Here is an 18,835-nt window from a genome sequence, read left to right as displayed (position 1 = left end):
ATAATCATCTTATAAACGTCCAGCCGCTTTTACTTTTACCAGCAAGGCATTACCCGGCAAGTATGCAATCGGAATATCCTCAGACAATACGATCTGAACGGTATCGCGATCTGCACCGGCTAGAACAGCTTGCTCTATTGCATGGCTGCGGGCATCTTCCTTAGCTTCATCATAAGACATTTCGTCCAGGGAATAAATCCGCTCTGTCTCCCCGCTCACCTCACCTAACGCAGCGCCAATCGCATTTGCAGCATCATAGTGATCCGGTCTTACAATCCGTGATACACCTTCAAGCTTGTCTGCCACAAGAATACTTCCGCCACCGACCAAAATGACGTCAACAAGATCTGAGCTTGTCTTCATCCGATCAATCGCTTCCTCGATATCCCGCGTAATGATCTCATCTGCTCTCTTGCAGATCGATTCATCAAGTGCCTCAGTCTGCGCATCTTTCCACTCGTATCGATTAAGCTTCACCGCCACATCGGTTGCTGTGAGCGTATCACCACCAAAGATGAGGCCGCGCTTCAATAGCTCGTACCCCACGCTATCCGGACCCACTGTTACCTGATCCTGCGTTTCATCTAAGCGAACGATTGTACCGCCGCCGATCCCGATCGATAAGATATCCGGCATGCGGAAGTTCGTGCGAATCCCGCCAATCTCAACCGCAGCGGAGGATTGACGCGGGAAGCCTTGCATCAGGACGCCGATATCTGTCGTGGTGCCACCGATATCAACAACAAGTGCATCATTCAGACCTGACAAGTGTGCCGCACCCCGAATGGAATTCGTCGGACCGCAAGCAATCGTCAGAATCGGGTAACGAAGCGCATATTCACTGTACATCAGTGTTCCATCGTTCTGACAGATGTATAGGCTCGCGTCAATTCCATAAGTGTGAAGCGCCTCTTCGAAGCCCTTTACGACTCCAGCAATGACGTTAAGTAATGCGCCGTTCAGCAACGACGCGTTCTCACGCTCGAGCAATCCAATACTTCCAATCTCATGAGACAACGTCACAGGCATATCTGCGCCAAGTACTTGCTTCGCTAGTTCTTCGACACGTTTCTCCTGCGAGGTATTCACTGGGGAGAACACACCACAGATCGCAACCGCTTCGACTTCACCCTTCATTTTCAAAAAGCAGTCTAGAATCTCTTCTTCATCCATTTCAACAATCGTGCGGCCATCATATTCATATCCACCATGAACAACATAAGCATGTGGGCAAACCGTTGCCTTAAGTGTATCGTCCCAATCCGCAAGTGGAGGAACCGCAGTTGTTGCCGGTGCCCCGATTCGAATCAAGCCGACTTTCCCCAAGTGCTTGCGCTCTACAATAGCATTCGTACAGTGCGTAGTTCCGAGCATTGCATAACGAATCTGCACCGGATTCACACTACTCTCTGCTAACAAACGACGGATGGATTCAGTAATGCCTTCATTCACATCACTTGTGGTATGCACTTTTATCGTATGAATGGTGTTTAGCTTGGAGTCGAGCAAGGCTGCATCTGTATTTGTCCCGCCGACATCAATCCCAATGCGGTATATTTCTTCCATGTTGTCTACATTCGTATGAGACATTACTCTGCTCCCCCTTTCTCTGCTGCCAATTGTTCAATTGGAACATAAGGTGCATCATAGCCAAAATATTGTGGACCTACCGTCTCGAGGCCCTTTGGTGAACGCCATTTCGGATCACAAGGGAAACCAACCACACTAACCCGAGCACCGTATTTCAAATTCTCAGTCGTGATTGGCATACCGGTATCCTGATCAAGCACAGATATCAGGTCAGGAGTAATAGCAATTGAATGTCCATCTTCTGTGGCAAGAAGGAACTCATTCTGGAAGAACAAAGTCATCGTACGTCCCTTTTTAGCATCTGTACCTTCGAAGATCGCTTCACCGCGTGTAAATCCACCTTCTGTACGACGGCGAATGTCTACTGCCTTACCCTGGAACAACGCATATCCATTCAGCTGCTTCAGCAGCATTTCAATTGGATTCTGCTTCAATTCCTTGGACTCAAACAATGTTTTTCCGATTTCATACGCAAGCGTCAAGGTATGTGGAATTGCACTTTGCTTTACCTGCGCTCCAGTTACCGGATAATCACAAATCGAAGCTGATCCGCCCATTTGAATCGTAACCGCACGCGCCATCCGCTCTTCCCAAACACCGTCGATCGCATGCATAAGCACACCGTTGCCGCGTTCATCTGCCATCGTAATCGGACTGCAGTCAATACCGTCCAAGTAGAATGTCACCATTTGCGATTCTGGAAAAGCCCGTCCCATGGCATCCGCATCTACGATAGGAATATTGCGTTCCGCAGCCGTAATTACGGGAACCAGAGAGTTACCGCCACCGACCTCAATCGGCATAATGGCGCTCACCTTGCGGTCCAGCTCTTTCTCAATCATATCCAAAGGCTTGATCATTTGCTGAATCGAAGGAATCTTCTCATTCATAACCGTAGGTGCGCCAATCATGGATATAGGAACAACCAATGCATCGTCCTCCAGATCCTCAGGACTTACTAAACGAACAGGACCATATTTGCGAATAGCTTCCATCGCCATCAATTTACCAATATGCGGGTCACCGCCCCCGCCTGTTCCAAGAACGGCTGCACCAACAGCAATGTATTGCACCGCTTGTTCATTTAATTCTGTTAGTTTGTGATTTCTCATGTTGTTATCCCTTCTTTGTCATGATTTTGCCGACAATCCACTGCACGATAAAGGCGAACATAAACGCATCTAATGCCGGTACGCTCGTGATTTGGAACCATCCAAATCCATCTGGCGCTGCGGTTGTCATAAAAGCGAACAACGTAGCTGCAACCCACACCGCTAAGGAGCGAATCACCCAGTTCTTATTGCGATCCAGACCTTCAAAAGTGAATTTCTTTCGATCTACAAGCAAAAATTCGGACGTGTAGATCCCCCCGATTGGAGAGACAAACACCGTAATAATATTTAGGAAAGATAAAAACTTATCATAGATGCCAAATACGGCAAGCAACGTAGCAAAGATACCTGCCACAATAGTAATTAGCTTTTTCGGAACCTTTTGGAACACGACAGAGAACCCTAGCGAAGCAGAATATAAATTGTTCGTGTTTGTCGTCCATTGGGCAAGGGTTAAGACGATAATGGCTGGAAGCCCAAGTCCTAGCGCAATGAAAATATTCGTCAGATCATCTGTGTCCATAATTCGAGATAGGAAAATAGCTACAATCGTCATGAAGCTGTTACCCACAAAGAAGCCGATAAAGGCCGCGGTTATAGCATGCTTCGGTGTGCGCGCCCAACGAGCGATATCCGGTGAAAGCACCGTGCCGACAATAAAGATACCAATAACAAGCGAGATCGCTGTCCCCATCGGGATCGCTGCTCCGCTAATCGGTTCCCACACGGCTGAAGCTCCTTTGGTGTGGAACGCGGAATAAATAGCCACTCCGATAAACAAAATAAGCAATGGTACGGACCAGGTGCTTAGTCGTTCAATAGATTGATATCCCCAAATAGCTGTCGACATCATCAAAAGCCCACCTATGAATGAAAGCACCCCTAAGGACAGATGAATATCCCATAATTGACTAAAAGCAGTCTGCATATTCGAAGCGAAGAAGCCGACCTGCACCCCAAACCAACCGAGTGAGAAAATACCGAGGATAACCGCTACGACACGTGCACCCACATTTCCGAATAGAAACCGAGAGATCATCGATGTCGATAACCCTGTTTTCGCCCCTACATACGCACATAACGCTCCGATTACCCCTAGGATTAACGAACCGATTATTGTTGCTGTGAGTGAATCCGTCAGATTCATTCCATTGCCAAGCTGAGCACCCAAGAACATCGCTGATAGGTCAATTCCGATGGCGATCCAGACGAGCGACATAGATAGCCATTTTTTACGCAAATGCGCTGGAACCGGCTCTCTCTCAAAATCCCCCGAGCTAAGCTCGTTCCCCTTTACTTCACTTACTTCTGCCATTCTCCCCATCCCCTTGTTGTTATCTTCTTCTGTAGCGCTATGAGGACGCACCTTTCCAATACATTTCAAACGCATGGTTTAGCTTACGCTCATAAATTCCCTTAGAAGTGTAATAGAAATACTGCATGCTTAATCCATCCATCAAGTTGAGAAAAGCATCTGCGAGAAGCTGCACGGATTGATCGCGAATTATGCCCTCTTCCATTCCTTTCAAGATGAATTGTTCAATGATCTTCGTCAGCATCGCGTCGGACTCTAGAAATGCTTCCTCAATCGTTTCCTTTAAGAATGCCGGTGGGAATACCACATACCTCAGTACAATTTTGCTTGCTTCAGGGCTCTTCTGATAGAACTCATACTGTCTAGACAATATGCCTCGTAGACTTTCCTGCGCACTCAATACTTTCTGCTCTTCCGATAGCTCTTGAATATAAGTGTTATAGGACTGCATAGCCTCACGAAAGACCGTCATAAACAAATCTTCTTTATTCTCAAAAAAGGCATAGATCGCCGGAGTCTTCACGCCAACTTCCTTCGCAATTTCAGAGAGAGCCGTACCCTCGTAACCCTTCTCTCCGAATAGTCGCATCGCTACTTCTTTCAACTTGTTTTTGGTCAAGACATTCCACATCCCTTACTTACTTAATTAACGTTAATTAAAAAACACTATACATCTTTATGCATAATAATTCAATGTTTTTCATAAAAAAAATAGCCCTCAATACATACAAAAAAAGCCGACCAACATCAGGATAATCCCTGAATTATGATCAGCTGAACGGTGAGCTGGGTTTACTTTAGAAGCAAAGTTGTTAATGTAATCTTTCATCAAACATGAGTTGAATTTGAATACCAAAGGGATCCTCAATGATACCGTAGGCTTTACTAAACACATTGCTGGATAACGGAGAAATAATTTTCACGCGCTCGTCTGTGATTAAGCTTTTATAAAAACCTTCAATCCCCTCTAAATCAGCACTTTGAATACATAATGAAGTGTTATTGCCCACTGTATATTTCTCATTCGTATTCATTGTATCTTCTGCTATCATTATTTTTGTTTTTCCGATTAACAGGACAGAGTGAGTAATATAATCCTTATTTTCATCCGTAAGCTGTATGGAGCTGTCACGTTCTGCGAGTTGTTGATAGGTAACACGTAACAATTCCTCTGCATCAAAATGCTTTTTGTAAAATTCTATAGCTTCCTTGGCTCTTCCCTTCATCGATAAGAAAATAGCTACTTCTAGTGTTGTACTCATAGTGTAAGTCTCCTTCGTATATTTGATATGTGATCTTAAACTTATTATGATATATAAAGGTATCAAAACATGACACCTTAATAAGGAGCTTTTTATATGAAGAAATCAGAACGATTAAATGACATGATGAGATACTTAAACGGGCGAGAGTTTTTTAATCTAAGTAACCTTATGGAGAAATACAATATTTCAAAAAGCACAGCGCTACGTGATGTTACTTCATTAGAACAATTGGGTATGCCTATTTTCGCGGAACATGGAAGACACGGACGTTATGGTATTCTAAAAAACAGATTGTTATCCCCTATTATTTTCACGATAGATGAAGTCTATGCGCTGTATTTTGCCATGCTGACGTTAGAATCTTATCAATCTACACCCTTTCATCTAAGTGTTAACAAGCTAAACGAAAAGTTCGAGCACTGTCTATCGAGTACACAAATCAACCAGATTCACAAAATGAAAAAGGTCCTGCAATTCGAAATGTATCAGCATAAGCATGTCAGCCGTTTTTTAGATAAAATCCTAGCAAGTATTCTAAATGAGAGTGCCTGTAACATTGAATATACAAAAGAAAACCAAACAAAAAGCTACCCTGTTCAATTCTTTAGGATTTCCGCTAAGTTTGGTCAATGGTATGCCACTGGAATAGAGCTTACGATGAATACATATAGAGTTTTTAGATGTGATCGAATAACCTTCATTGAAGAAGAGGAAAGCAAAGCTCGTTATTCTATAGAAGAACTTCTTAGTCGTTCATTAAAAATCTATCAGTCTGCGAAAAGTATTGACTTTGAAGTTGAGATTGCGGAACAAGCAAAGGATATTTTTTATAAAGAACATTATCCTTCTATGGAAATAGAGGTTGGTCCGAAAACAGTCATTAAGGGATTCTACAATCCAGGTGAAGAGGATTTCTTGGCTAATTATTTTATGCGATATGGTCATGCTGTTACATCCGTGAAACCTGAAGCCTTAAAACAAATAATCAAAGATAAGTTAGAGCAACTCGTAAATCACTATCAAAAAATATAAAACTAATCAAAAGGGGTGAAAAACATAGCTTGGAGAACTGCCTTAGCCTTTTTGAGGTTGCGCGTATCCAGTAGGTTAAGCATGTCTACGATTTGACTCATTTCATCGTTTTCCACTGGCTCAAGAGATGCTCCGGTAGTTAATAGTTCTTTTTCAGCAACAGATTCCGAATGAACCCATGACGCTTGCAAAGTATCCTCGAAGGCTTGGATTATAAATAACAATTCATCTGTGTTATATCTCTGTAGAAACCGGGTTATCCCTTTATTCATCTGCTTATGTAGGGCTAAATGCAAATCGAATATTTCTTTCCCTAGAGGTGTTGTAAGAAAAAGCACTTCTTTTTTATTATCGGGGAGAAACTCCGTGCGAATAATTTCCTGTTGTACTAATTTTCTAGTGATTTTGGACACGCTGCCTTTTGGAATTCCGAATTGCTTCGAAATGGTAGTGCCATTCACCGGCTCAAGCTGTCCAATCGCATCTATTACATGCAGCATCATGACTGTGGAGTCTTGGAGGAAATCAATGATAAGGGGATTACTGCAGTTCTGAATCAACCATTCCTTCTCTTCGTCATCCTCCGATTGAAATTGCTTTTGTAATTGGGGAATCATCTCTATTAATTTTTTTATCAAAATATCCTTATTAGGTAAGTTCTCGAAAGAATGCGTCACTGTTAAGTCTCCTCGTAAATTCATCTTATGCTCATTTTAACAAGACACAGCTCATAAATAAAGTTTCCTAGAAATAATATTGACAACAAGGAAACTTAAAACGTATTATTGTTTCCATAGTTAATATTTAATTTCGAGGAAACAATAAATCATAAAGAAGGTGTTTATATGAATGTCTTAATTATTTTTGATCATCCCTACGGCGCATCAGCGTCCGAGAATATCCCCCATCAGCGAAGCTATTCCGCAGCCTTATTAGCCTCCGTTATGCGAGGTCTTACCACCAAAGGTCATACGATTGATCTTATCGACCTGCATGCCGATGGATTTGATCCAGTCATGTCACGCGAAGAACTCACTGCTTGGCGACAAAAGAAAACCACCGACCCGCAAGTCGCCAATTATCAGCAGCGTCTTATAGCAGCGGATCATATCGTCTTCATTTTTCCTATATGGTGGGAAGCCATGCCCGCTCTTACCAAAGGTTTTCTTGATAAGGTATTCGCAAAAGGCATTGTCTACGAAGAAACTAAACCTGGGCGGCCCTTCAAATGCTTGCTCCCGAATATTAAAGGAGTGTCCCTGCTGACCGTAATGAACACACCCGACTTCTTTTATCGCTGGATTTTTGGCAACCCCATCACCAAAATTCTATTCAGAGGCACCTTCCGCAAAATGGGAATACGGAAGAACCTCCGTTGGTATAATTATGCCGGGATGTCAGATCGCAGCTTAGAAGAGCGGGTGAAGCATCTTGATAAAACTGAACAACGGTTTGCACGACTGGACTAAACTAGACTAGATCAAATTACTCAAGCGCTGACTGATTCTGAGGCTAGCCTAATATAAAAAACCACGCCAATAACTGGCGTGGTTTAGTTAAATTCATTAAAATTCTTCATACGATGCGGGATCTTGATCAGCTATGCGACCTGTTGGCGAGGTTAATGCGGAAATAACGGTCATCTCAGCTTCCGATAATTGAAAATCAAAAATATTCAGATTATCGCGCTGATGCTCTAGAGAAGAAGCCTTTGGAATGGGAATAGCCCCAAGCTGTATATGCCAACGTAAGATAACTTGCGATATCGATTTATTATGAACCTTGCCTATTTCCGCTATTTTCTCATTTTCCAGTACGCTGCTAGCTCGTCCCAATGGACTCCACGATTCAATCACTACCCCATGCTCTTTGTTCCATGCACGTTGCTCTTCCTGATTAAAATGAGGATGCAGCTCAATCTGATTCATGCTCGGCGCTACGCCAGTTTCTTGTATCAAACGCTCGATATGCTCCGGCAAAAAGTTACATACACCGATGGAGCGGATCAAACCTTGTTTCCGTGCCTCGATCATCGCCTGCCAGGCTTCAACATATAAATTCACTCTAGGGTTAGGCCAGTGGATGAGATAGAAATCATAATAATCCAACCCGGCTCTGAATAAAGACTCCTGTATGGTGGCTAATGCTTCTTTATAAGAGTGATGGCGACCTGGCAGCTTGGAAGTAATGAGCAGTTCTTCCCTAGGCACAGAAGTTTGCCGAACAGCCTGGCCTACAGCACCTTCGTTCTCATAATTAAACGCAGTGTCGATCAGACGATAGCCAACATCAATCGCCTTAGTGATGTTTTGTGCTCCCTCAGTACCATTTAACGCGTAAGTACCAAAACCAATAGCAGGCACCTTCACTCCATCGTTCAATATGATTTCAGGTATTCTCTCAGTCATCGTCGCACTTCTCCTTTGTTGTCATTTAAGCCCCTGCCGATCCATCTTATAATTATTATAACATCTTCATAGTAAACTCAATCATTGGGTTACCTGAACAACCTCTAGCTTATTGGTAAGCCGCTTTCGTGGGCATCCGATTTATTTTTTATAGTAAAATGAATCTACAGCACTGGATTTTCGTAATGTTATGAAGTAAAAGTAGAGATAAGAGGTGTACCCAATGAAGGAGCAATATCCAGCTAGGCTTGAATTGTTCGCAGACAACGCTCAGAGGATCAAAAAAGCTTTTCCATGGCAAAATGCAATGGTTAATCGGTTAGCGGCACTATTGTATGCTGTAGAGGACAAAGTTGCAGATGACGAAGCCATTCGTGCTAGCTACGAGCTAATTAAGGAGAGTACCGGGATTTTCTCTCAATTTAGAGGGGCTTCGGTGATCAGCATTGCTGCCCTGCTTTCACTTTCTGACGAAAAGGAAACTCTGCTTGCAAACACATTTGCCGTGTATGATTTAATGAAGGAAGCCAAATTCAGAGCCTCTGATTATCTCGTCGTTGCTGCCTATCAAATCGCTGCTAATGCAACATCGGATCGATATCAGCGTACGGTAGAACGAGCAAAGCTATTTTATGATAGTATGAAGGCAAAACATCGTTTCCTTACCGGACAAGACGATTATATCTTCTCCGCTATGCTTGGTCTTTCCGATATCGATGTTGAGAGTGGCGTGGACCGCATGGAGCAGCTCTATGTAACACTTAAGCCCGAATTTATGTCAGGCAACAGTGTGCAAGCCCTGACCCAGGTATTGGTTCTTGGGGAAGAAGCCCCTCAAGCAGCGGACCGTGAGGACATCGTTACTGATGTCTCAGAGACTTACGAATTTTTGCGTACAAAAAAGGGCTTCGGTAACTGGTCTATTGGCAAGCAGGAATTACTGCTCTTGTCTTCTGCACTGGTAGCCTTCAGATCTGTGGAGGATGTACAAAACGGCGTATTAACTACGATGCTCTCCACCAACATTACCAATATTGTGATTGCTCAGCAGGCGGCTCTTGCCGGGGCAGCGGCTGCGTCAGCTGCGGCTGCAGCTGCAGCTTCTTCTTCGAATTAGATTGAATCGTGAGGGAAAGACATGGACTCCATAAAAAGCTTCACAACTAGAAATGAAGAATTGTTAAACCGTTTACTGAACATTTGGGAATCATCCGTGCGGCATACTCATCTTTTTCTAACCGAGCCGGATATTGATGCTTTGCGGCCGCTGGTCACGCAGGCGCTTGAGGGCATAAGCGATTTGTTTGCTTTTACTGATGATCAAGAGCAGGTGATTGGCTTCTTAGGGGTTCAGAATAATAAGATTGAAATGCTGTTCGTAGAACCTGCTGCAATGGGAAAAGGGGTTGGAAAAGCGCTCCTAGCTTATGTCATGCAGGAACTCGACGTACACCTCGTGGATGTGAATGAGCAAAATCCCCAAGCTTTAGGTTTCTATGAGCATATGGGATTTCAGGTTTTTGAGCGTTCAGCACTAGATGAACAAGGTAATCCTTTTCCTATCCTGCACATGTCGCTTAAGTAGCTTTTTCCTAAGAAGGAGACAGTTCGATGCATTTTAGTATCGTAAAAGACAACAGAGCAGCGATTCTCTCGTTTGAGAACGCTGCTCTGTTGTTTAGTTGTCTGCAGTTTAGGTTGGCGAAGCTAGGAGCGGATAGAAGGGAGTTAGGAGGAGTTAGAAGCAGATAGGAGGAGCTAGGCGAAGCAGCTTCGAGTATTCGGTTCAGCTGTATCTACTTCTGCATCTACTTCTGCATCTGCATCTGCATCTGCATCTGCATCTACTTCTACTTCTTCATCTACATTTACTTCTACTGCTACTGCTTCTGCTTCTGCTTCTGCTTCTGCTTCTGCTTCTGCTTCTACTTCTACTTCTACTTCTACTTCTACTTCTACTTCTACTTCTACTTCTACTTCTACTTCTACTTCTACTTCTACTTCTACTTCTACTTCTACTTCTACTTCTACTTCTACTTCTACTTCTACTTCTACTTCTACTTCTACTTCTACTTCTACTTCTACTTCTACTTCTACTTCTACTTCTACTTCTGCTTCTACTTCTACTTCTACCTTTACATCTACTTCTGCAACTACTTCTAAATCTACGCATATCCCCTCATGCACATCACCCAATCAAAGCTCTCTGTTGCTTGCGGACTCAGATGACGCTATTTGCTCATTTATCGCCCTTGAAGCACAGTTTCGACTCCAGTGTCGCTATTCTATAGAAAGAGCATCATTTCTGGCGTTTTTTATGCCAATAGCTGCTATGGAGTCCGATATCATTCCAAATGACGGATAATCCGTCGTTTAAGGTCACCTGGGTCCGATAGGGTCCGATAGGGTCCGATAGCGTCGGGCATAGATTCAGATAGCAAACAATATCGTCAGAAATCATCGGATGGCATCGATAGCGAACGATAGCGGCGGTTCCTAACCATCCCCAGTTACTTACGGACCCAGATGACACTATTTGCTCATTTGTCGCCTTTGAGGCATAGTTTCGGACTCCAGTGTCGCTATTACATAGAAAGAGCCGCATTTCTGACGTTTTTTATGCCAATAGCTGCTATGGAGTCCGATAACATCCCAAATGGCGGATAATCCGGCGTTTAAGGTCATCTAGGTCCGATAGCGTCGGGCATAGATTCAGATAGCAAACTATATCGTCAGAAATCGTCGGATGGCATCCGATAGCGAACGATAGCGTCGATTCCTAACCATCCCCTGTTCCTTACAGAGCCAGATGACTCTATTTGCTCATTTATAGCCTTTGAGGCATAGTTTCGGACTCCAGTGAAGCTATCCATAGAAAAAGCCGCAGCTATGGCGTTTTTAGATGCTATTCCACCGACTTCAAAGCCTCTATCATATGGATTCGTTTGAGCTTAATATGCATGAACGCCATGACAATACCGGAGAACAACAGTGTTAGGAGCGCCGCATAAATATAACTTGGCCACTTGATGATCGGAGCGAACATCGTCGCATCCAGCTCAGCCGTCTTCAGGACGAAGCTATGCAGCACTATGCCGAGACCCGATCCAGCCACAATACCGAGTAGGCTAAGCAGCATATTCTCGCGGTAAATATACATGGTTACTTCTTTGTCGTAGAAGCCCAGTACCTTAATGGTAGACAGCTCCCGGATCCGCTCGGACACATTGATATTGGTCAAATTGTAGAGGACGACAAAAGCCAATGCCGCCGCTGAAACAATGAGCACCAAGGTTACAACGTCCATACTCTTCATAGTCTCATCGAAGGCGGAGCCTACACTGCTGGAAAAGCTGATGGCAGCGACGCCCTCATTAGCCGTCAGCTTTTCACCAAATTTGTCTTCCCATGTTTTATCATGTGCGGTGTAGTTCAGCAGTTCTGTGTTAAATACTGGTTTTTCTCCGAACACAGAAGCATAATACGCCGGTGTCATATAAACATAGTGCATTACATAATTCTCTGTAATCGCCGCGACCTCAATCTCGAATGTTTCATTATCTTTGTCCACCACGGTCAATTTATCACCAGACTCCAGCCCATACAGCTTAGCCAGCTTCTCTGAGATAATAGCCCCATCATCCGTAAGCATCCGCCCTTCTCCACTTTTTCGATCCCGCAACTCCACGAAATCAGATAGAGAGTCAACGGAGGTAGGAACGAACAGATGAACCTCTTGATCATTTACACCACTAGCGTGTGCGGTCATCCGTTCTTGCGCCACACTCAGCGTCCCAGTTACTGCAGATTCACCAGTGATTAGTTGGTCGTAGGCTTTTAGCACATCGGCAGACACATCTTCATGCAGTGCCACAAGTGCATCATATTTCATAATCGTGCCGAACTGCGACCCGGCGATGCTGCCAATTGAATCCTTGAGACCAAATCCCGTCAGGATCAGCGCTGTACAGCCAGCCACACCGAATACAGTCATGAACATCCGCTGCTTATAGCGGAATAGATTCCGTGCGGTAACCTTTTGGACAAAGCTCAAACGCTTCCATATAAAAGTGACCCGCTCCAGTAAAATACGCTGGCCACTCTTTGGTGCCTTCGGACGCATCAATACGGAAGCATTGCTGCGTAATTCTACCCGTGAAGCAATCCACGCCGTCAACGTAGTACATATTAACGCTACGATAACGGATATGATCGAATACGAAAGATAGAAATTCTTCGTGATATCCGGCAAGTTATAGATTGCACTATACGCATCGTAGATAATACCCGGAAACAGGGTAAAACCAACCGCAAGACCCGCAATTGAAGCCGCCAGACTGGCAAGCGTACCATAGACCAGGAATTTGGCCATGATGTCGCGGTTAGCATAACCAAGTGCTTTCAGGGTCCCGATCTGCAGGCGATGCTCCTCAACCATCCGTGTCATGGTCGTCAAGCTGACCAGCGCAGCAATCAGGAAAAAGAACACAGGAAACGCACTCGCAATCGCCGACAACCGATCAGCGTTATCTTTATATTCGGCATATCCCGGATTAGCGCTTCGGTCAGTAACGTAGACCTTAAGTTGCTCCAGCTCTGCAAGCTTTTGCTCCCCTGCCGCCAATTCTTCCTTGGCAGAAGCAAGTCCGGCAGCAATTGCCTTCATGCTTGCAGCCTGTTCCTGCTGCACTTCCTCCGGCTGGCGCTGCAAATCCGCAAGCTGCTGCTCGGCGGCGGCCACCTTTGCGCGGCCACCAGAAAGCTCTTTCTCGCCTTCCGCCCGCAGCTCAGCAAGCCGTGCTTCCGGCACGCCGGACATCGCCTGCTCTACAGCATGGGTATGCTGTTCGATCAGATCTTCATACTCCGGCGAATAAGCCTTCACCCCAGTTGTATCCTTAAATGACAGATAGGCTTCCGTATACACCGGAAGCTTGAAATCTGACTCCGGGATCGCGGCGAACGCATCCGCCGTACCTTTGCCGATCCCACTGGTGCCACGGGTACTTTGCTCAATAAACTGTGGACTTCTAACAAAGCCAACTACGGTATACTCCAGTGTCTCGAAGCTGTTCGACAGCTCCGCATCCGTACCGTTTCCACTGAAAGATACCTTGTCACCCAACGCATATTCTTCCGTTAGCTTATCGTCCAGCACGATTTCACCGGAATGCTCCGGTAGATGGCCTTCAATAATACGGTATTGATTAAGTGGTTTATCCGTGTTGTAAGAATTGACTTTAAGTATTAAGGCATTATCACCCATGAATACATCTGCGCTATAGCTCGGCTGAATCTCATCGATCCCCTGTACATTTCTGAGTAACTCGATGTTGTCTTCAGTCAGGCCGTAGTTAGTCTGCACCTTCAGATCCATCAAGCGCTGCTCTTTGTAAAAGATTCCAGCTGTATTCAGCATATCTGGCCCTGTAGCCTTGATTCCGGCAAAAAAGCTGACGCCTAACATAATAATTGCAAAAATCGAAATAAACCGGGCTTTGGTATGCCCAATTTCACGAAAAATATCTTTCCACAATGCACGCTTTTTCATAGATGCCTTCTCCTTACCATTCAATATCGTCAACGGATACCGGCGAAGGATTGATCACCATCTTCCGTACCTTAGCGTTGTTAATCTCTATAACCCTGTCAGCCATCGGAGCGATCGCCAGATTATGTGTAATTACGATGACCGTTGTCCCGGTGTTACGACAAGTATCCTGCAGCAGCTTCAGCACCTGCTTGCCGGTGTTATAATCTAGCGCTCCTGTCGGCTCGTCGCAGAGCAGCAGCTTCGGCTGTTTAGCCAACGCTCTGGCGATAGCGACACGTTGTTGCTCACCACCGGACAACTGAGCCGGGAAATTATCTAACCGCGCGCCCAGACCCACATCCTCCAGCACCTTACGTGCATCTAGTGCACGCGGGGAAATCTGCGAAGCAAGCTCAACATTTTCCAGTGTGGTCAGATTAGGCACTAGATTATAGAACTGAAATACAAAACCTACGTCATTTCGGCGGTAGCCTGTCAGCTCCTTGGCACTAAACTTAGCGATATCAATGCCATCCACAATGACCTGACCTTCATCGGCGGAATCCATTCCACCCAGAATATTAAGCACTGTAGATTTACCCGCACCACTTGGGCCGACGATCACGGCAAATTCACCTTTTTTTATCTCAAAATCAATCCCGTCATTCGCGACAATTACATTCTCGCCCATCTTGTAACGCTTGTACTCCCCTTTTACAGCAACAAAACTCATTCCTCTTCCTCCTGTCCCTATCCGAACTAAGTCTAATTACTCTACATTGTCTCAGTTTATCATAATTAGAACGCTCAAGCCCGAATGGCAAACCCTCATTACACAAGGTGAAATTCACATCATTAATAAGTTCATTTTTTTGTAACAATAATGTAACAAGGAAATTTTACCGTAAACGATACTTAGTCATTTGATAATGTTATAATCACTTTGTTTTATTTACTCTTTTCAGGCAAGAGTGAAAGAACAAGAACAATCAGAAACAGGTGATCAGATGTTCGAACTGAAATGGCTATGGCAGAACCTAGAGGGAAACCGGACGCGATACATTCTGGCACTCTGCCTTTCGGTGGTGGGCTCAAGTCTTACAATCGTGAATCCGTACATCAGTCAGCGCATTGTCGATACGTTTATAGCCGGTGACAACGCCCTGCAGAATCTTACACAAGAACGGCAATTATTAATTATGCTCTGTCTGGGCATGATTGGATTTTCTCTACTGCGCACAGGTCTCGCATATTTCACGACCATGCAGTACGAGATATCCTCGCAAAATATGATGTACAATGTCCGCATTTATTTGTACAACAAAATTCAGGGACAGGACAGAAAATACTACGATCATAATCGTACCGGCGATCTCATGACCAAGATGACAGGCGATCTGGACATGGTCCGTCACTCTATGGCCTGGATTTTTAAGACGATCATTGAATCGCTAACGATCTTCCTTGCCGCCGTTATCTATTTTTTCACTATAGATGCGGAACTGACGCTGTGGATGCTTATCCTGTCACCGCCCATTTTTATCGTGGCTTACATATTCGCTAAACGCGTCCGTCCTATGTATATTGACCTGCGTGAACGGCTGTCCCAGCTTAACACGACTACACAGGAGAATATCTCAGGCAACCGTGTGGTCAAGGCTTTTGCCCGCGAGGAATTCGAGGTCGAAAAATTCACAGAGAAGAATGTCAACTATTCTACGGCGAACAAAAAGGCCGCCCTTGTATGGCTTGATTATTTTCCTTATCTGGAATCCTTCGCTCAGGGCTTCAACGTAATTCTTATGTTGGTTGGTGGTTTGTTCCTTATGAACGGCCGGATCACCTTCGGTGAGTTTATGGCCTTCTCTTCGCTTATTTGGGCTATATCGAACCCTATGCGCAACATCGGTATCATTATCAACGACATTCAGCGCTTTTTTGCGAGCTTGTCCAAAATCGTAGATATCTATTATGCCCGGCCAAATATTGTTAACGAGCATACTGTCACTGACAAACGCCGTTATGAAGGCCGTATTGAATTCGATCATGTCCGCTTTAAATATGATAGCGCTATCGTACTGGACGATATTAGCTTTACCGTTGAACCCGGTGAAACTGTAGCAATCATGGGCGCGACAGGATCAGGCAAAACAACAATCATCAACCTCATCCCTCGCTTCTACGATGTAGCTGAAGGGCGCGTACTAGTAGACGGTGTTGATGTTCGGCAGCTGGAGCTTGATGAACTTCGTGGAAATATCGGCATGGCGACCCAAGATGTACTTTTGTTCTCTGATACCATTGATGGAAACATCGCCTATGGCGATCCTGATCTTCCGGAAGAAGATGCAATGGGTTATGCAGAGCTCGCAGCCGCACACGACTTCATTACCAAAATGCCTGAAGGTTATGATACCGTTGTCGGGGAACGCGGAGTCGGACTGTCGGGAGGGCAAAAGCAGCGTATTGCCTTAGCGCGTGCTTTGGCGGTACACCGTCCTATCCTGATTCTCGATGATACGACCTCTGCGGTCGACCTTGAGACGGAGGAGCATATCCAAAAAAGTCTACGTGAACTGGACTATCCTTGTACGAAAATTATTATTGCGCAGCGTGTATCTACTACCTCGCAAGCGGACCGTATTCTCATTCTGGATGGCGGGAAGCTAGTTGAGGAAGGGACTCACACTGAACTGCTGGCGAAACGTGGTTACTATTACGAAGTGTTTAAACTGCAGAACGAGGGTATTGGAAGGCAGGTGACCGCAAGTGGCAAGGAATAAATTTGACGTCGATGAAAATCTTGAATCGCCGTTTAATATAAAACACTTCCGGCGTGCGATGGTATATATCAAACGAAAGAAAACGCCAATGATTGTTGCGTTCGTGCTCAGTGCACTTTCAGCAGCCATTTCACTGTCGGCTCCGCTGATCATGCAACATGTCATCGACGTGACCATTCCGGCAAAAGAGAAGCTTGCACTGCTGGGTTGGGCTGCACTGATGCTTGTGACCATCGTGGTCAGTGTTTATCTGGCTACGATACGCTCGCGCATCATGACGAGTGTTGGGCAGGATATTATTTTTGACATCCGAACGGATTTGTTTAAGCATCTGCAAGAATTGCCTTTCAAATATTATGACGACCGCCCACAGGGCAAGATCCTTATCCGGGTCGTAAACTACGTCAACGCCGTTTCAGATGTGCTGTCCAACGGGATTATCAACTTTATTCTAGAAATCGTGAATTTACTCTTTATCGCAGCCTTCATGTTCGCTGTCGATGTACGACTCTCATTTGTCATCCTTGCCGGACTGCCAGTCTTCCTTGGCATCATGCTGCTGATCAAAACCCGGCAACGCCGGGCATGGCAAGCAGTGTCCAACAAAAGCTCCAACCTAAATGCCTATCTGCAAGAGAGCATCAGCGGTATTGGTGTGACACAAATGTTCTCCCGGGAACAACGTAACGAAGGAATCTTCACACGTCTCGCGGGTAATTTCCGTAAAGAATGGATGAAGGCTCAACGTTACAACTTACTTATTCCGTTCTCCGTAGACAACTTATCTACGATCGTTACATCATTGATTTTCCTTGTAGGCCTACTAACACTGAGTCCTCAAGACATGACCCTCGGTGTCATTCTGGCGATGAGCAGCTACGCTGCCCGCTTCTGGCAGCCGATTCTGAATCTTTCGAACCTGTACAATAACTTCATCAACGCCGTTGCCTATCTTGAGCGTATCTTCGAAACGCTGGATGAACCGGTTACCGTCAGTGATATTCCGGATGCAAAAATACTGCCATCTGTACAGGGCCATGTCACCTTCGACGATGTAACTTTCGCCTATGACCCGGGGCTTAATATTCTGGAGAATATCTCCTTCAAGGTCAAAGCGGGAGAAAGCATCGCGCTGGTAGGACCCACAGGTGCGGGCAAAACAACCGTCGTCAATCTAATCTCACGCTTTTATAACATTTCCAGTGGTCAGATTCTGATCGACGGCCAGGATATCTCGCAGGTGACGTTAAAATCTCTTCGCAGCCAGATGGGGATTATGTTACAGGATAGCTTCATCTTCTCCGGTACCATTCTGGACAATATTCGGTACGGCCGACTGGATGCGACCGAAGAAGAAGTAATCGCCGCTGCAAAGGCCGTTTGCGCCGACGAATTCATCCGTGAATTCGATCAAGGCTACATGACAGAGGTCAATGAACGTGGCTCCAAGCTGTCTCAAGGACAGCGGCAGCTCATTTCGTTCGCAAGAACACTTTTAGCAGATCCGCGCATTCTCATCTTGGATGAAGCCACTTCTTCCATTGATGCGAAGACTGAGCGCTTATTGCAAAAAGGGCTGAATGAACTGCTTAAGGGACGCACCTCGTTCATTATCGCGCATCGCCTCTCCACCGTAAAAAACTGCGATCGTATTATGTACGTATCTAACAAAGGCATCGCGGAAAGCGGCTCACATGATGAGCTTATCGCACAGCGGGGCCTTTATTACCGCCTCTACACAGCACAGAAGATGGAAGCTTAATTGAAGAAATACCAAAAGAGCTCAGGCCGATTTGC

16 protein-coding genes are annotated in these 18,835 nt (G+C 45.1%); 6 read left to right on the top strand and 10 right to left on the bottom strand.

Annotation, left to right across the window (positions count from 1 at the left end; genetic code table 11):
* Positions 1 to 9: 9 nt before the first annotated feature.
* From NYE35_RS04065 to NYE35_RS04045, 5 genes are all read right to left on the bottom strand, one after another.
* Positions 10 to 1,590, bottom strand: coding sequence for a hydantoinase/oxoprolinase N-terminal domain-containing protein (locus NYE35_RS04065; RefSeq protein ID WP_217904445.1), 1,581 nt, complete (start codon positions 1,588 to 1,590; stop codon positions 10 to 12).
* Positions 1,590 to 2,702 carry a DUF917 domain-containing protein gene (locus NYE35_RS04060; RefSeq protein WP_076296205.1) on the bottom strand — a complete coding sequence of 371 codons (1,113 nt, stop codon included), beginning with the start codon at positions 2,700 to 2,702 and terminating at the stop codon, positions 1,590 to 1,592. The genes NYE35_RS04065 and NYE35_RS04060 overlap by 1 nt, the downstream gene beginning before the upstream one ends.
* Positions 2,703 to 2,706: 4 nt before the next feature.
* Complete coding sequence (locus NYE35_RS04055) at positions 2,707 to 4,017, bottom strand: cytosine permease (protein WP_042184919.1); 1,311 nt, start codon at positions 4,015 to 4,017, stop codon at positions 2,707 to 2,709.
* A gap of 37 nt (positions 4,018 to 4,054) precedes the next feature.
* The gene (locus tag NYE35_RS04050) at positions 4,055 to 4,636 is read right to left on the bottom strand and encodes a TetR/AcrR family transcriptional regulator (protein ID WP_094903013.1); all 582 of its coding nucleotides are present in this window, start codon (positions 4,634 to 4,636) and stop codon (positions 4,055 to 4,057) included.
* A 193-nt stretch (positions 4,637 to 4,829) separates the two neighbouring features.
* The gene (locus NYE35_RS04045) at positions 4,830 to 5,279 is read right to left on the bottom strand and encodes a VOC family protein (RefSeq protein WP_076105333.1); all 450 of its coding nucleotides are present in this window, start codon (positions 5,277 to 5,279) and stop codon (positions 4,830 to 4,832) included.
* Between the two features lie 96 nt (positions 5,280 to 5,375).
* Here NYE35_RS04045 and NYE35_RS04040 point away from each other — a divergent pair, with 96 nt between their 5' ends.
* Entirely contained in the window at positions 5,376 to 6,314 is a 939-nt protein-coding gene (locus NYE35_RS04040; RefSeq protein WP_076105332.1) for a helix-turn-helix transcriptional regulator, read from the top strand.
* Positions 6,315 to 6,316: 2 nt separating this feature from the next.
* Here NYE35_RS04040 and NYE35_RS04035 read toward each other — a convergent pair whose 3' ends face one another.
* Positions 6,317 to 6,991 (bottom strand): winged helix DNA-binding protein, encoded by a 675-nt coding sequence (locus NYE35_RS04035; RefSeq protein ID WP_254924622.1) that lies wholly within the window; start codon positions 6,989 to 6,991, stop codon positions 6,317 to 6,319.
* Positions 6,992 to 7,159: 168 nt separating this feature from the next.
* Between NYE35_RS04035 and NYE35_RS04030 the strand changes: the two genes are divergently transcribed.
* A complete protein-coding gene (locus NYE35_RS04030) occupies positions 7,160 to 7,783 on the top strand; it encodes an NAD(P)H-dependent oxidoreductase (RefSeq protein WP_094903015.1) in 624 nt (207 codons plus the stop codon).
* A 96-nt stretch (positions 7,784 to 7,879) separates the two neighbouring features.
* Here the strand turns inward: NYE35_RS04030 and NYE35_RS04025 are convergent, their stop codons facing one another.
* Positions 7,880 to 8,722: an aldo/keto reductase gene (locus NYE35_RS04025; protein WP_036684855.1), complete on the bottom strand. Its 843-nt coding sequence runs from the start codon at positions 8,720 to 8,722 to the stop codon at positions 7,880 to 7,882.
* A 223-nt stretch (positions 8,723 to 8,945) separates the two neighbouring features.
* Here NYE35_RS04025 and NYE35_RS04020 point away from each other — a divergent pair, with 223 nt between their 5' ends.
* Together NYE35_RS04020 and NYE35_RS04015 are read left to right on the top strand one after the other, a co-directional pair.
* Positions 8,946 to 9,839 (top strand): DUF4003 family protein, encoded by an 894-nt coding sequence (locus tag NYE35_RS04020; RefSeq protein ID WP_341120216.1) that lies wholly within the window; start codon positions 8,946 to 8,948, stop codon positions 9,837 to 9,839.
* Between the two features lie 21 nt (positions 9,840 to 9,860).
* Positions 9,861 to 10,307, top strand: a complete 447-nt coding sequence (locus NYE35_RS04015; protein ID WP_076274722.1) for a GNAT family N-acetyltransferase — start codon at positions 9,861 to 9,863, stop codon at positions 10,305 to 10,307.
* A gap of 173 nt (positions 10,308 to 10,480) precedes the next feature.
* On the opposite strand, the gene NYE35_RS04010 is transcribed toward NYE35_RS04015, so the two are convergent.
* From NYE35_RS04010 to NYE35_RS04000, 3 genes are all read right to left on the bottom strand, one after another.
* Positions 10,481 to 10,918, bottom strand: coding sequence for a hypothetical protein (locus NYE35_RS04010; RefSeq protein WP_341120213.1), 438 nt, complete (start codon positions 10,916 to 10,918; stop codon positions 10,481 to 10,483).
* 709 nt (positions 10,919 to 11,627) lie between these two features.
* Positions 11,628 to 14,273: an FtsX-like permease family protein gene (locus NYE35_RS04005; RefSeq protein WP_341120211.1), complete on the bottom strand. Its 2,646-nt coding sequence runs from the start codon at positions 14,271 to 14,273 to the stop codon at positions 11,628 to 11,630.
* A 13-nt stretch (positions 14,274 to 14,286) separates the two neighbouring features.
* Entirely contained in the window at positions 14,287 to 14,988 is a 702-nt protein-coding gene (locus NYE35_RS04000; protein WP_036684849.1) for an ABC transporter ATP-binding protein, read from the bottom strand.
* A 274-nt stretch (positions 14,989 to 15,262) separates the two neighbouring features.
* On the opposite strand from NYE35_RS04000, the gene NYE35_RS03995 reads away from it, so the two are divergent.
* Positions 15,263 to 17,038 (top strand): ABC transporter ATP-binding protein, encoded by a 1,776-nt coding sequence (locus tag NYE35_RS03995; RefSeq protein ID WP_076098706.1) that lies wholly within the window; start codon positions 15,263 to 15,265, stop codon positions 17,036 to 17,038.
* Positions 17,025 to 18,800, top strand: a complete 1,776-nt coding sequence (locus NYE35_RS03990; protein ID WP_076098707.1) for an ABC transporter ATP-binding protein — start codon at positions 17,025 to 17,027, stop codon at positions 18,798 to 18,800. Before NYE35_RS03995 ends, NYE35_RS03990 begins: the two co-directional genes overlap by 14 nt.
* Positions 18,801 to 18,835 lie beyond the last annotated feature (35 nt).

The sequence above is a fragment of the Paenibacillus sp. FSL L8-0494 genome, from assembly GCF_038003695.1.
GTDB classification, from domain to species: domain Bacteria; phylum Bacillota; class Bacilli; order Paenibacillales; family Paenibacillaceae; genus Paenibacillus_AQ; species Paenibacillus_AQ odorifer.
Note: the sequence above shows the minus strand (reverse complement) of the source record. Positions and strands in the feature narration are given on the sequence as shown.